The 14,288-nt window shown below is 55.1% G+C and carries 11 protein-coding genes; 1 reads left to right on the top strand and 10 read right to left on the bottom strand.

Annotation, left to right across the window (positions count from 1 at the left end):
* Positions 1-111 precede the first annotated feature (111 nt).
* A complete protein-coding gene (locus tag F3J28_RS05990) occupies positions 112-909 on the bottom strand; it encodes an IclR family transcriptional regulator (protein ID WP_166873729.1) in 798 nt (265 codons plus the stop codon).
* A gap of 307 nt (positions 910-1,216) precedes the next feature.
* On the opposite strand from F3J28_RS05990, the gene F3J28_RS05985 reads away from it, so the two are divergent.
* Complete coding sequence (locus F3J28_RS05985) at positions 1,217-1,687, top strand: NanQ anomerase/TabA/YiaL family protein (RefSeq protein WP_166873710.1); 471 nt, start codon at positions 1,217-1,219, stop codon at positions 1,685-1,687.
* Between the two features lie 47 nt (positions 1,688-1,734).
* Here F3J28_RS05985 and F3J28_RS05980 read toward each other — a convergent pair whose 3' ends face one another.
* From F3J28_RS05980 to F3J28_RS05940, 9 genes are all read right to left on the bottom strand, one after another.
* Positions 1,735-2,085 carry an MmcQ/YjbR family DNA-binding protein gene (locus tag F3J28_RS05980; protein ID WP_166873708.1) on the bottom strand — a complete coding sequence of 117 codons (351 nt, stop codon included), beginning with the start codon at positions 2,083-2,085 and terminating at the stop codon, positions 1,735-1,737.
* 83 nt (positions 2,086-2,168) lie between these two features.
* Positions 2,169-3,071, bottom strand: a complete 903-nt coding sequence (locus F3J28_RS05975; protein ID WP_166873706.1) for a DMT family transporter — start codon at positions 3,069-3,071, stop codon at positions 2,169-2,171.
* Between the two features lie 135 nt (positions 3,072-3,206).
* On the bottom strand, positions 3,207-4,577 hold the full coding sequence (gene etsC / locus F3J28_RS05970) for a macrolide efflux RND transporter outer membrane subunit EtsC (RefSeq protein WP_166873704.1): 1,371 nt from the start codon (positions 4,575-4,577) through the stop codon (positions 3,207-3,209).
* Positions 4,578-4,580: 3 nt separating this feature from the next.
* Positions 4,581-6,521 (bottom strand): MacB family efflux pump subunit, encoded by a 1,941-nt coding sequence (locus F3J28_RS05965; RefSeq protein WP_166873701.1) that lies wholly within the window; start codon positions 6,519-6,521, stop codon positions 4,581-4,583.
* A complete protein-coding gene (gene etsA, locus F3J28_RS05960; protein ID WP_166873698.1) occupies positions 6,518-7,705 on the bottom strand; it encodes a macrolide efflux RND transporter periplasmic adaptor subunit EtsA in 1,188 nt (395 codons plus the stop codon). Before etsA ends, F3J28_RS05965 begins: the two co-directional genes overlap by 4 nt.
* 192 nt (positions 7,706-7,897) lie before the next feature.
* Entirely contained in the window at positions 7,898-9,301 is a 1,404-nt protein-coding gene (locus F3J28_RS05955) for a heavy metal sensor histidine kinase (RefSeq protein ID WP_166873695.1), read from the bottom strand.
* Positions 9,298-9,984: a heavy metal response regulator transcription factor gene (locus F3J28_RS05950; RefSeq protein WP_008458831.1), complete on the bottom strand. Its 687-nt coding sequence runs from the start codon at positions 9,982-9,984 to the stop codon at positions 9,298-9,300. The genes F3J28_RS05955 and F3J28_RS05950 overlap by 4 nt, the downstream gene beginning before the upstream one ends.
* Positions 9,985-9,986: 2 nt before the next feature.
* Positions 9,987-13,043, bottom strand: a complete 3,057-nt coding sequence (locus F3J28_RS05945) for an efflux RND transporter permease subunit (RefSeq protein ID WP_166873692.1) — start codon at positions 13,041-13,043, stop codon at positions 9,987-9,989.
* Positions 13,040-14,167 (bottom strand): efflux RND transporter periplasmic adaptor subunit, encoded by a 1,128-nt coding sequence (locus F3J28_RS05940; protein WP_166873689.1) that lies wholly within the window; start codon positions 14,165-14,167, stop codon positions 13,040-13,042. The genes F3J28_RS05945 and F3J28_RS05940 overlap by 4 nt, the downstream gene beginning before the upstream one ends.
* Positions 14,168-14,288 lie beyond the last annotated feature (121 nt).

Here is a 14,288-nt window from a genome sequence, read left to right as displayed (position 1 = left end):
TCTGTTTCCTCGATAAAAGTGTTAGTCAATGGATTTTTTATTGCAAAACCCCAGACGTAAACCTCCGAGAATAATCCTCGGATAATTTACGGCCTGGTTAATACAGGTTTACTATTTAGTTATTGGGCTAGACTTCAGGCCAAAGTTTAATGCATTTGATATTTTCTCAGTGGTTGCCAGCAAATGGTTTAAATACTCTTCTTTTTTACCATTGGTGAATTGTGAAACCATGCCCGTTAACCCGATGGCGCAAAGTACATTGCCTTTAACGTCAAATACCGGGGCGGAAATACAGCGAATTTCATTGATATTCTCGCCATCGTCGTAGGCCCAGCCCTGCTGTTTCACCAGGGCGAGATGCTCTATAAAGTGCGTCTTGTCGGTGATGGTAGACTCTGTTTTCTTCACGAAAGTGGCCTTCGCCAGAATCTGTTCAACCTGCTCGATGGGCCGCCAGGCCAGCAGGATTTTCCCCAATGAGGTACTGTGCAGCCGAATGCGCTTCCCTTCCCAGGAGGTTAAAATAATCGCCTGTGGCGACTGAATTTTGCTGAGGAAAAAGGCTTCATCACCTTCCATAATGCCCTGGTGGCAGGTCAGCCCGGTGAGTTCGACCAACTCGTGCAGGTAAGGAATGGCCTCGAGACGAATATCCAGCCCGCTTGTCGCCAGGCCCCCCAGCTCAAACAGATGCAGCCCGAGAGCGTAACGCCCGTCGACGCGCATACGGAGCAGGTGCGTGGCGGACATCACCTCCAGCAAATGGTGGGTGCTGCTTTTCGGGATAGCCAGTTGGGTACTGATTTCGCTAAAACTGGCGCTGCCTTTTTCCGCAATAAAATCAAGAATAGCCACCAGTCTGACGGCTGCCGGCGCTTTACTCTCTTTTAAATTCTCGGGAATATGCATATTTATTTCCATTCAGCGATTCGTTTTATATATAGAACGCTTTTTGTTTTATATATCGAACCTATTTCACGACGTGTTTTACGCTGCTTTTGTTTCATATATAGAACTAAGGGATTCATATGTGAAACGATATACAAAAATTAGCCTAAAAAACGTTATGTGATGCAACTTATTATTCTTGCCTGTTATTTATAACTTAAATGCGTGAAGCGGATCACAGTTCGTTATTTTACTGATATCTTTGTCTCCCGAGGGTGGTTATTTAATAAAAAAGACGTTCCCTCGCGCATTGAATAAAGGATGTTATATGATTGTTGGAAATATTAATGAATTAGGTTTGAATCCGTGGCTTCCGGCGAAAATAACCGAGGTATTGGATTATGTTTTACAGAACATCAACGCTGAGTCTCATGCAGGGAAATACGATGTTGCGGGAGAGAACGTGTGGGTGATGGTCATTGAAGGGAATACCCGGTTAGCCGCTGAAGCCCTTCCGGAATATCATGAGAAATACCTTGATGTGCAAATTGTTTTGGCCGGACAGGAAGGTATGGCGTTTAGCCTGAAACCGCCGCACACGGAAGTCATGGAAGATAAACTGGCGGGGAATGATATTGCTTTTATTGGAACGCCGGATGATGAAACTATGATTACTATGAATGCCGGGGACTTTATTATTTTCTATCCCGGCGAAGTACACAAGCCACTCTGCATGCTTAATGGCAATGCCGCTCCAGTCAAAAAAGCAGTCATTAAAATAGCGAAAAATTATTTGTAATATGCTCCCGGACATTCTGTTCCATGCAATGTCCGGGGGGAATGAAATTAACACGTCAGGCTAAAGCTTTCGTCAATAAGGCCAAGGATTAATTCATCTGGTACCTTGTCAATTAATACCGTTACCCAATGTTCTTTGTTCATGTGATATGCCGGTAAAATTCCCGGCTGCATTCTCAGCGAGCCAACGGCGCCAGGCATCACTTTGACGTTGAGAATATCGACCACCTCATCGCTTTCCAGCCCCAGCTTTGCGGCGGAAATACTCAGCACCACGCCAAACCATTTCCGCTTGTAGCGATGGCGCAGCACGGCGTAGTCCTTAAACTTGTCCCACGGGTAGTCGGGCTCGACCTGATACTTCTCAAACACCGCCGCGAACAGCGCTTCTCGTTTCATCGTTTTTCCTTAACCAGCGACCCGGAAATCTTATCCGGGCTCGCGGGTAGTATAACCACAATTATTCGCAGCCGGTGCCAGGGTTAACTTTTTGCGGGGAGCGTTTTCTTGTCCGGGCTTATCACCAGCCAGACGGAGAAACAAACAATGACTGCCCCGATGATAAACGCTTCGCTAATGGTTTCGTGCAAAATGAGGTAGCCCCACAAGACACCGAACGGTGGAATGAGAAAAGTCACCGTGAGGCTGCGTAACGGCCCGATATCGGCAATTAAGTGGAAGTAAAAAATATAGGCCACGGCGGTACAGAGGATCCCCAGACCCAGCACGCTGAGCCAGACATCGCCCTGCAGCCAGTTTATTGCCGGACCGGTCGCCACGCTCCAGGCAAAGAACGGTAACAGGAAAAGCGTGGCCCCGATTTGACTGCCGAAGGCGACGATTTTAGGGTCAAGCCCGCCTTTATTGGAGATCCAGCGGCGGGTTAAAAAGCCTGCCACACCGTAGCAACTCGTGGCCACCAGGCAGGCGATAATTCCGGCGATCTTCTCCCCGCTGGAGTGCGCATCCCCGACCGAAGTAATCACCATTATCCCTGCCAGGCCCAGCACTACGCCCAGCCATTTTCGCGCCGTTAATTTCTCACTAAAGAAGGAGAAGCCAATAATGGCGCCCATTAGCGGCGTGGTGGCGTTTAAAATGGCGGAGTATCCGGCAGGTAACCATTTTGCGGCGAGACAATACATAAAAAAGGGCAGCCCGGAGTTAATTGCGCCCAGAATAAGCGCCGAACGGAATTTCCCCTCAAAGCGGAAGGATGATCTCAGGGTGAAAAGAATCACCGCCAGCCCTGTACAGCCAAAAAACACCCTTAAAAAGGCCGTATTTACCGCCCCGAACGCTGGTGCCGCTATTTTCATAAAAAGGAAGCTGGCTCCCCACACCGCGGCAAGAAATAACAGCCGGATATAATCTGACACACGCATGCCTTCACCCTTCCCCATAAAATAAACGGTTGTTTATTATTTTGCTGGCTGAAACCCATTCAGCCAGCAAAACTTTAAACGAGCATCCGCGAAAGAAAAACCGTTTTCTGTTTGGGGAGAATTAGTTAGCAAGATTTAGGGGAAAGCAGACGACCCGCCAAACTCGAGATAAATTTTTGCCAGATTCTGGAGCTGGTTGAAGCGATTTTCATCCAGCAATAGCTCTGCCTGGCGGCGTTTCTCCTGGGCATCTAGCCAGAATGAGATACGCGCGGCGCCCTGGCGGTAACGTACCTCATTCAAGCGCTCAGACTTACGCGCAAGATCCAGCCCCTCCCGGAGTCTTATCTCCTGAGCCAGGAGCTGATCGCGCAGGGAGAGTTCGTCTTCAAGGCTGCTCATCGCCTTATAAAGCGACTGTTTAAACGCCAGCACCCGCTGTTCGTAATCGTTACGGGCAATTTTCACCTCCACGCCCCGCTGCCGCCATTCCAGGAACGGCAGCGTCAGACTTGCGCCAACGGAAGCGATGGGATTATGCAGCACGTTTAGCAGCGAGCTACTGCCGGAACCAAGCGATCCCGTCAGGGTGAATGCGGGATAGTATTCGGTGCGCCGTATATCAACATTGGCCAGGGCTTCACGCACCCGCCACTCTTGCGCGCTGATATCGGGCCGATGCATCAGTACGCTGGCAGGAATGTTGGCGTTAACCTGCGGCAGAGGGCCGTCGGGCAGTTTTGTAGGCTCAACCACAGAGCTGCCCGGAGCGGTACCCAGCAGCACGGCCTGCTGATTCAGAACCTGCAGCCGCTCTCGCTGCAATCCAGTGAGCCGATTTTCCTGCGCCAGTAAACTTTGCTGCGCGTCCACAACATCCAGCGCGGAAGCACCTCCTGCACGATAACGAGCCCCGGCAAGGCGAAGCGTTTCTTTTGCATAGCCGATGCTCTGCAGGAGGACATTGATTTGTTGGTTCACAAAGCCAATGCGCCAGTAATTATTGCTGGCCTCTGAAAGCAGCGTCAGGCGTGCGGCGCGTAAATCTTCTTCGCTGGCATGAGTTGCCCACTCCGCCGCATCGCGCTGGCGTGCTATTTTGCCCCAGAGATCAAGCTCATAGCTGGTGCTGAGACTCGCGGCGCTGCTTTTTGTCCAGCCTGACGAGTTATTGAGCTGATTTTTCCCGTCTACGCCTAGTGAACCTCTGAGCCCGGGATCGTTGGTGATACCGACTCTTTCCGCGTCGAGTCTCGCCCGATACACCCGCAGTACGGCAATCGCGACATCGTTATTGCTGGCCATAACCTGGCGCAGCCAGTTATCCAGGTGGGGATCGTTAAACGCCTGCCAGTCAAACGGGGCCAGGTCGCGGGTAGCATCGCTCTTGTCCCAACTGGCGGGATAGCGTACTTCCGGAGCGTGATAGTCGCTTTTAAGCGTATTTGCGCAGCCTGCGCTCAGCGCGGCAGAGAGGCACAAAGCCAAAGGTGATAAAATTTTCATAGGTTACTCGCTGGCCAGTGAAACGACCGGGTCCATCCTTGCCGCTTTTCGGGCGGGGAGATAACCGAAGATCATGCCGATTAAAGTTGAACAGCAAAACGCGGCGGCGGCGGCCTGCCACGAATAAATAGCCGTGAACATCCCGCCTGCCAGGGCGGTAAATAGCGCTCCGGCGGCATACGACAGCGCAATACCTAACGCGCCGCCAATCAGGCAGACCAATACGGCTTCAATCATAAACTGCTGCATGATGTCGCTCCGCCGCGCGCCTACCGCCATACGCACGCCGATTTCATGGGTTCGTTCGGTGACCGACACCAGCATGATGTTCATCACGCCGATACTGCCGATCATCAGCGAGATGCAGGCAACCATCAGAATTAAAATGCTGAAGGTCATCGAGGTACGCTCGATAGATTTTCTGATCTGTTCGAAGTTATAGAGCTGGAAATCTTTTACGCCGTGGCGCTGAGTAAGTAGCTGGGAGATAGCGCTCACCGCCGCTTCGTTTGCCACATTGTCTTTCAGCCGGACGCTGATGCTGGTCAGCACCGGCTTGCCTACCATGCGGTACATTACCGTGCTGTAGGGCATCCACACGGTAATGCGGTTTGGCGCGTAGCTCCGGTTATTGCTTTGGGCAATGCCCACCACCCGTGCCGGCACGGAACCAAGAAAAACAATTTGCCCCAGCGCCTGTAATCCGGCGGCGTCGAACAGCGCTTTGCGGGCATTTTCATCAATAATGACCTCCTGCAGAGCGGTACGGTCGTCCCTGAAGGTGGTCCCTTCCAGAAGCTGAATGCCATTAACGCGGAAGTGATCTCGCCCGACGCCGTTTATAGACGCGGTTGCAGACTTACCCAGAAAACGAATGTTGTCCGAGGCGCTTACCTCCGGGCTTACGCTGTCGACAAATCCCTGCTTTGCCAAAGCCTCTGCGTCAGCCGGCACCAGAGTACGAATGCCCTCAATGCTGTCATCAAAGAAATCTCGCCCGGGATAGATACTCACCACGTTGGTGCCCAGATCTTTAATGTTCTCCAGCGTCTTTTGCTTCGCGCCCTCGCCCAGTGCCACGACGGTCACAACGGCGGCAATACCGAAAATGATCCCGGTCATGGTGAGCGTGGTGCGTAAACGATGCGCGTTCATCGCTTTGAGCGCCATTTGCAGCGATTCACGCGTGCGGTCGAGCATACTTTGCCAGCGGCTTTGGCGGGTACGGTTAGGCGGCGGCAAAGTTTGCGTGGCGGTGACCTTACTGCCGCTATCGGCGATAATTTCTCCGTCTCGCAGTTCAATAATCCGCTGAGCGTGCTGGGCCACCTTCATGTCGTGAGTCACCATCACTACCGTATGGCCACGCTGGTTAAGTTCGCTCAGGATGGCTAACACCTCCTGCCCTGACTGAGAATCCAGCGCGCCGGTTGGCTCATCGGCCAGAATAATTTCCCCGCCGTTGATCAACGAGCGGGCAATACTGACGCGCTGCTGCTGGCCGCCAGAAAGCTCGCCGGGCTTATGGTGCTCACGCCCTTCCAGGCCCAGCCTGCCAAGCAGTGCGGCGGCGCGCAGCCGGCGCTTGTCACGCTCGGTGTTGGCATAAATAGCGGGAATCTCAACGTTGCCCAGCGCGCTAAGGTCAGGCATCAGATGGTAGCGCTGGAAGATAAAGCCGATATGCTCCCGCCGAACCCGGGCCAGTTCATCCGGCGAAAGCTGGGCGGCATTTTGCCCGCCAATGTAATAATCGCCGCTGTCGGGCACGTCGAGACAGCCCATGATATTCATCAGGGTCGACTTACCCGATCCTGATGCACCGATGATCGCCACCATTTCCCCGGCGGCGATGGTCAAATTGATGTTTTTCAGGACGGTCAGCGCCTGACCGCCGTTACCGTAGGTCCGGCTAATGCCCTTCAGCTCGATGATATTACTCACAGCACAAACCCTTCCCCAGGCGCTTTCTCACCCGGCTGTGACAGCACGACATTTTCCCCGACTTTTAGCCCTTCGAGGATCTGAATATCCACGCTGTTGGTGATCCCGGTTTTCACCTCTCGGGCCTCCAGCTTGCCGTCAGCCAGCAGCACCTGCACCTCCTGCTTATTCCCTTCAGCTTTATGCACGGCCTGAATCGGGACCAGCAGTGCATCTTTGGCTTCACCGGCCAGCAGCGTGACCTGTGCCGTCATCGCGATGCGCAGGCGATTGTCTGGGTTAGGCACGTCGAGCAGAGCGTTGTAGTAAACGGAAGCATTTGAGGTGCCAGACCCTGATGCCGAACTGCTCCCGGCAAGAGAGTCATCTTTCATTACCGACTCTGGCGCCAGCTCAACGGTGCGCAGCGTCGCGTCATAGTGCTTGTCCGGCTCAGAGAAAATCGTGAAACGAGCCTTTTGTCCCGGAGAAATACGGGTGATATCGGCCTCAGAGATCTGTGCTTTGATGGTCATCACATCGAGGCGAGCCAGCTTGATAATCGTCGGCGCACTCTGGCTGGAGTTCACCGTCTGCCCCTGCTGCGTGACCACGGCAATAACTACGCCGTCCATTGGCGCAACGACTCGGGTATAACCCAGATCGACGGTTTTCTTATCTACTTCGATTTGCGCCTGGACAAGCCTGGCATTCAGAGAGAGTAATTCCGCCCGCGTAGTGGCGAGCGTAGCCTCCGCAGACTCAAAATCCTCACGCGAACTGGCGTCCTCGCTCAGCATTTGCCGCTGGCGTTTGAACCGCAATTCAGACTGTTTCAGGAGCGCTTGCTTAGCCTGCAGTTCGGCTTTGACCACATTGAGTGCGGCTTCGGCGTTACGCAGGTCGTTACGCTGGGGCACATCATCAATGTCGGCAATGGACTGCCCTTTGGTGACATGGTCGCCCAGCTTCACTTTGAGCGACTTGACCTGGCCTGAAACCTGCGCCCCGACGTTAACGCGTTCGATAGCATCAATACGACCGGTTGCCAGGACAGAGTTTTCGATATCGCCCTTGCGTACAGGAGCCGTGACATAATCAGGTGTATCGGGGCTTCTGAGGAAGAAGAACAGAGCGATGGTGAGGGCAATTATCAGCGCTACGGCCACGGCAATGGCACGGCGAGAAAAGTGTTTCAATAGCATTGGGCAGGTTTTCCATAACAATAAAAGCGATGATCCCAGAAACTCATAGTGAACGCCCCAGTCTCTACTGGAGCTAAACACGTTTCATCTGTTTGGATTTTATTCAGGTCGGCACAAAAGGCTACCTGTTTACCTCACTGAGACTCATTCCGCTTAGTATTGTTCCTGCGAACAGAGATTATTCTGCGGTATTTAAACCGTTTCATGCCGCGGCAAAGATAATGTGAAGGTACTACCTCGCCCCGGCTCACTGACCACGCTGATTTTGCCGCCGTGCAGTTCCGCAATGGTTTTCACAATCGCCAGCCCCAGCCCGGTGTTTTCCGTGGCGCTGCGGGAGGCTTCTCCCCGGAAAAAGCGATCAAAAATCAGCGGCAGATGTTCGGGTTTGATGCCTTCGCCATTATCACTCACGCTCAATATCACCCGTTCATCGGCAATTTTTGCGCTGAGCGTGATAAGTCCCTTTTCTGGCGTGTGGCGCAGCGCATTAGAGAGCAGATTAGAGAACGCGCGCTGGATAAGCTGCGGGTCAGCATAGAATGAAACGTCTCCCCGGCTTTCGAGGGTGATCTCTTTTTCTTCTGCCAGAATGTCGTAGAAACCAATCAGTTTTTCGAATTCATGGGCGCTGCTGAGCCATTCGGCATTCAGCACTTCGCGGCTGTTGTCCGCCCTGGCAAGGAACAGCATAGAGGAGATCATGCGCGACAGACGTTCGCCCTCTTCAATGATTGCCGCCAGCGTGTCCTGATACTCTTCGGCGCTGCGATCTTTGGTCTGAATGACGCTGGCGGCCGAGATCAGGTTATTTATCGGCCCGCGCAGCTCGTGGGCAATGTCCGAGGAAAAGCGATTTAGCTGATGGAACGAAGCTTCAAGGCGCATCATCATGCGGTCAAACGACGCCGCCAGCGCGTTCAGCTCCGGCGGCCAGCGCTGATCCAGGATCCGGGTATGCAGATCGTTGGCGTGAATTTTCTCAATTTCAGTGGTGATCGTGCGCAGCGGCGCTAATCCCCTTCGGGCAAGCCACCAGCCAAAGGCGGCAAACAGCAGAATCGCCAGCGCGGCGAAAAACTGCATTCGCTTGTAATAGGTATTAATGATTTCATTGTTGCCGGAGACGTTGAGCGCCGCCTGCACCAGCCATTTCTGGTTATTTTTGAGGGTGAACAGCGTGGAGGTAATTAAGTATTTTTGCCGGATATTCTCTGCGCGATAATGCCATTCCCGGTAGCTAAACCCGGGGCCCGGCAGCGGAAAATCCTGCTCCGGGATAACCATATTGTTGGATTGCGCGTACACCTTACCTTCCGGGCTGAAGATGCGCAGCGACAGGCGCTCCTGCCGCACCACGGACTCCAGCAGCTCGGTTTGCCACTCCTCCCCGTTGTCCTGGCGCTCGCCAATCGCCGTGGCAATTTCCTGCTGGAACTGGATAGAACTTTGCAGCTCCAGCTCATCTTTATGGTTGAGCTGCTGGCGCATGGTCGAATAAAGCACGCCGGACACGCTGTAAAGCACGATGGCCATCGTGACGGAGAAGTAGAGCGTCAGGCGCGCCGTGATCGACAAATGCGACAGTTTTATCATCCGCGTAATTCCAGCACGTACCCCGCGCCGCGCAGGGTGTGGAGTAATTTATCCTCAAAACCGTCGTCAATTTTGTTGCGCAAACGGCGGATGGCGACGTCTATGACGTTCGTTTCCGGGTCAAAATTCATGTCCCACACCTGCTCGGCAATCACCGTGCGGGAGAGCACTTCGCCCGAGCGGCGCATCAGCAGGCTTAGCAGCAAAAATTCTTTTTGCGTCAGCTCTATTCGCACCCCGGCGCGGGACACTTTGTGCCGCAGAAAATCGAGCTTCAGATCGCCCACCTGCAGCAGATTTTCTTCAAGAATGGCGGTGGGTGGCGCGGAGCGGCGCAGAATCACCCGCGCACGCGCCAACAGCTCGCTAAAGGAAAAGGGCTTGATCAGATAATCTTCCGCGCCCAGTTCGAGGCCATGGACTCTGTCCTCCACATCATCCCGCGCGGTCAGAAACATGATGGGCGTCTGTTTTCCGGCCTGCCGCGCCATTTCAATGATCTTCCAGCCGTCAATACCGGGCAGCATCACGTCAAGGATCGCCAGGTCATAGTCAGTGGTCAGGAGATAATGCAGGCCGTCGATACCGTTCCCGGCGACGTCGACCACGAAGTCGTTCTCGCGCAGCCCTTTGGCAATGTACTCCGAGGCCATTTTCTGATCTTCCACCAGCAGAATTTTCATCGTCACTCCTTCGTTCCTTGTGGGTTGCCGTCAAACAGCAGGAACAGAACCGGCGTAATAAACAAGGTGATCAGCTGCGAGAACAGCAGCCCCCCGACAATCGCCACGCCCATCGGCTGGCGCAGCTCGGCCCCGGCCCCCAGACCAAGCGCAATGGGGATCGCCCCCATGATGGCGCAAAGCGTGGTCATCATAATCGGGCGGAACCGCTGCAAGCAGGCCTGCATAATCGCATCATGCGGCGTCATGCCGTGTTCACGCTGCGCCACTAACGCGAAATCTATCATCATGATAGCGTTCTTTTTGACAATACCTATCAGCAGCAGAATACCAATCATCGCGATAAACGTAAGATCGAGATTAAACAGCCTGAGCGCCAGCAGCGCGCCCACTGCCGCCGACGGCAGGCCAAGCAGAATGGTCAACGGGTGGATCCAGCTTTCATACAGCACGCCGAGAATCACGTAAATCACCGCCAGCGCCAGCACAATCAGCCAGATCTGGCTGCTTTGGGACTGCTGGAACAGCGCCGCCTGCCCGGCGTAGGTGCCAAACACCGAAGACGGCAGATGAATCGCCTGCTGGGCCAGGGCAATGGCCGCCGTCGCATCCGACAGCGATTTCCCCGGCGCAAGGTCGAACGAAAGCGTAATCGCCGGCAACTGCCCCTGGTGGTTGACCGCCGTCACGCCCTGGGTGCGCGAAATCGTTGTAAAGGTGGTGATGGGCAGTAGCGCCCCACTTGATGACCGGACATAGATTTTCGACAAATCACTTTCGTCCTGTCGGAACGGCTCCTGCACTTCCATGATCACTTCGTAGCTGTCTTCCGGGGCATAAATTGTCGACACCTGGTAAGTCCCGAAGGCGTCATACAGCGTGTCGCGAATCTGCTGAATATCCACGCCCATCAGCGAAGCTTTGTTTCTGTCGATGACCAACTGCGCCTGTAGCCCGTTGAGCTGGGCGTCGGTATTCAGGCCGACAAACACCCCGCTTTTTTGCATCTCTGCCATCAGCCGGTTGGCCCAGTCGTTGAGGCTGGTATCGCCGCTGCTGACCGCCTGCAGCGTGTACTGGTAGCTGCTTTTCGCACTGCGGCCGCCCACGCGCAGGTTTTGCACCGGGCTAAAGTAAACTTTAATGCCCGGCAAATAGCCGGTTTCCGAACGCAATTGTTTCAGCACCGCGTCCAACGGCGGGCGCTGACCTTGATCTTTTAGCGTCAGGCTTAACTGCGTGGTGTCGTGGTCAACGCGGGTCAGTACGTCGCTGACGCTCGGATCTTTCATTAGCGTTTTGCCCAGCTGCTGCGCCACGCCCAGCCGACCGAGATAAGACATATCCTGCGGCGCATCAATGCTGGCGGTGATCTGCCCGATATCTTCCTGCGGGAAGAAGCCTTTCGGTGAAAACCAGTACAGGCCGATGGTCAGCGCAATCGTGCTGAGCGCGACGCCGATCATAATCACGCGATGAGACACGGCCCATTCCAGCCCGTTCCCGTACTGGCGGCGCAGCGCTTCGAACCCACGCTCAAAGACCTGGCTCCAGCGCGGTTCAGGTTTGTCTTCCGGCGTATGCTCGCGGATAAGTTTAGGGACCAGCAAAGGAATAATGGTCAACGATGCCGCAGCCGAAACCAGAATCGTCAGCGACACCACATAGGCAAACTCGTGGAACAGCAGGCCAATCGTCCCCGGCATAAAGAAGATCGGAATAAACACCGCCACCAGGGAAAGCGAAATGGAGATAACGGTGAACGCCACCTCTTTCACCCCTTTCAGCGCGGCGCGATACGGCGTTTCCCCTTCTTCCATGTAGCGCATGATGTTCTCCAGCACCACAATCGCGTCGTCCACCACCAGGCCTACGGCAATGGTCAACCCCATCAGCGAGATATTGTCGAGGCTCAGGCCAAAGGCGTACATCAGGCCGAAGGCACCGAGCAGGGAGATCGGCAGGCTGAGCGCCGGAATGATCGTCGCCCGAATATGGCGCAGGAACATCAGGATCACCATCACCACCAGCGCGATGGTCAACAGCAGAGTTAACGTCACGTCATGAATCGCCGCTCGGATCGACAGCGAACGGTCGTTCAGAAACTTCACGCTCACCGACGACGGCATTTGTGCCTGCAGTTTAGGCATCAGTTGGCGAATGGCATCGATGGTGGAAACAATGTTCGCGCCGGGCTGACGCTGCACGCTGAGTACAATCGCGCGGTTACCGTTCACGGCGCTATAGCTCAGCGTATTTTCGATGCTGTCCTGCACGGTGGCCACATCTGATAGCCTGACCGGCTGGCCGTTTCGCGTGGCGACAATAACTTTGGCGAAGTCCGCCGCGTTGCGCAAATCGCCGCTGGTTTGCAGCATCACCATCTGGCGTTTACCGTCCAGTTCACCGATCGGCGAGTTGTCGTTGGCGGCCGCGAGCGCGGTATGCACATCCTCCAGCGTCAGATTTGTCGCCGCCAGCTTGTCCGGGTTCACCTCCACGCGCACGGCATAGCGTTTCTGCCCCAGCACCGTCACCTGCGCCACGCCGTTCAGGGTGGAAAGCGCCGGTGAGATCAGGTCATCCGAGAAGCGATTCAGGTCAGACAGCGCCATCGACGGGGAATCGATGCCAATTTGAATGATCGGCGCATCCGCCGGGTTAATTTTGCGGAATGACGGCGGCGTGGTCATCTGCGACGGCAGCTGCTTTAACGCCTGGTACAGCGCGGACTGCACGTCCACCGCCGCCGAATCAATATCCCGGAACGGATCGAACTCAATGACTATAGTCGTGGCGCCCTCCAGGCTGTTGGAGGTCATGTTCACCACGCCGGGAATGGTCGACAGCTTTTTCTCCAGCGGTGTCGCCACCGACGAAGCCATGGTTTCAGGGCTGGCACCGGAAAGCGAAGCGCTGACCTGAATCGTCGGCGTGTCGTAGTTGGGCAGCGCGGCAATGGGCAGTTTAAACCAGCACACCGCGCCGGCGACCATCACCGCCAGCCACAGCAGCATCACGGCAATTGGCCGTTTCAGGCATTGTTCGGCAAATGTCATGATGCAGACCCCGCTGGCGCGTTAACCACCTTCACGGCCATTCCCGGACGCAGGGCGTTGGCCCCTTCCAGCACCACTTTCATGCCGGGCTGAATGCCGCTCACCACCGCCATTTGCTGCTGGATGCGCAACAATGTGACCGGTTGCGTTGTGGCGTGCATTTGGGCGTCGATAACGTAGACAAAATGCCCGTCGGGGCCGTCCTGCACGGCCTGAGGCGGTAAAACAACGACATTCGGCGTGCTGCCCGCGCTGACCGTAATGTTCTGCCAGGCCCCCGGCCAGAGCTGGTTTTCACCGTTCGCAAAGCGGGCTTTAAAGTTCACCGTGCCGCTGTCCTGGCTGACGGTGTTATCAATGAAACTGAGCGTGCCGGTCACCGGTTTTCCGCTGGCGTCGGTCACCTGCACCTCTACCGGCCCCTGATGCTGCGCGGCGACCACCGCATTGAGATCCTGCTCCGGCAGGGTAAATTCTGCGCCAATCGGGTCAAACTGATTAAGACTGACCATCGGTAGCGTGCTGCCCGGCTGCGCAAGGCTGCCGATGTGCACGTTCAATGCGCCTGTTTTGCCGCTGACTGGCGCGTAAATGCGGGTCCAGGCGAGCTGCGCCTGGGCGGTGTGAATATCATCCTGGGCGGACTTGTACTGCGCCGCCGCCTGCTGTTGCGCGCTGACCAGCGCATCCCAGTCTGAAGACGAAATATAGTGGGTTTTCAGCAGCGGCTGGCCACGGCTGAGATCGCGAGCGGCTTTATCCAGCTCGGCTTTAATGACCCCCAACTGGGCCTGGGCGTGACCCAGCGCGGCCTGCTCTTCGGCATCATCCAGCACAAACAACAGCTGCCCTTGCTTAACAAAATCCCCTTCGTGGAAGGCAACCTGGCTCACCGGGCTGGTGATTTGCGCGCGAATATCCACCTCATTGAGCGACACGAGATGCCCCTGGGTGGAGAACGTTAGCGGCAGCGTTTGGCTGGCCGCGGCTATCAGGCTAACTTTCGGCAGCGCCGTTTTTTTTTGCGTTGCCGGCGATGAGGCCTGGGAGTACAGCCAAAGTCCTGCCACCCCCGCCAGCACGCAGGCCATCGCCAGCCCTTTTTTTGACCATTTTATGTTCATGATGCAGCGCTTCTCTGAGTCCCGGTATAGCAGGAATGTTACGCCCGTCACACCAACAGAACGCCGCCACTAAAATGACAAGTTTGTAATTTTGCTTCTCATTCAATTTTCTGCCAGGATT

The organism is Enterobacter sp. Ap-1006, from assembly GCF_011752835.1.
Lineage (GTDB): Bacteria > Pseudomonadota > Gammaproteobacteria > Enterobacterales > Enterobacteriaceae > Cedecea.
The sequence above is the reverse complement of the archived record's forward strand: the minus strand, read 5'-3'. Positions and strand labels throughout refer to the sequence as shown.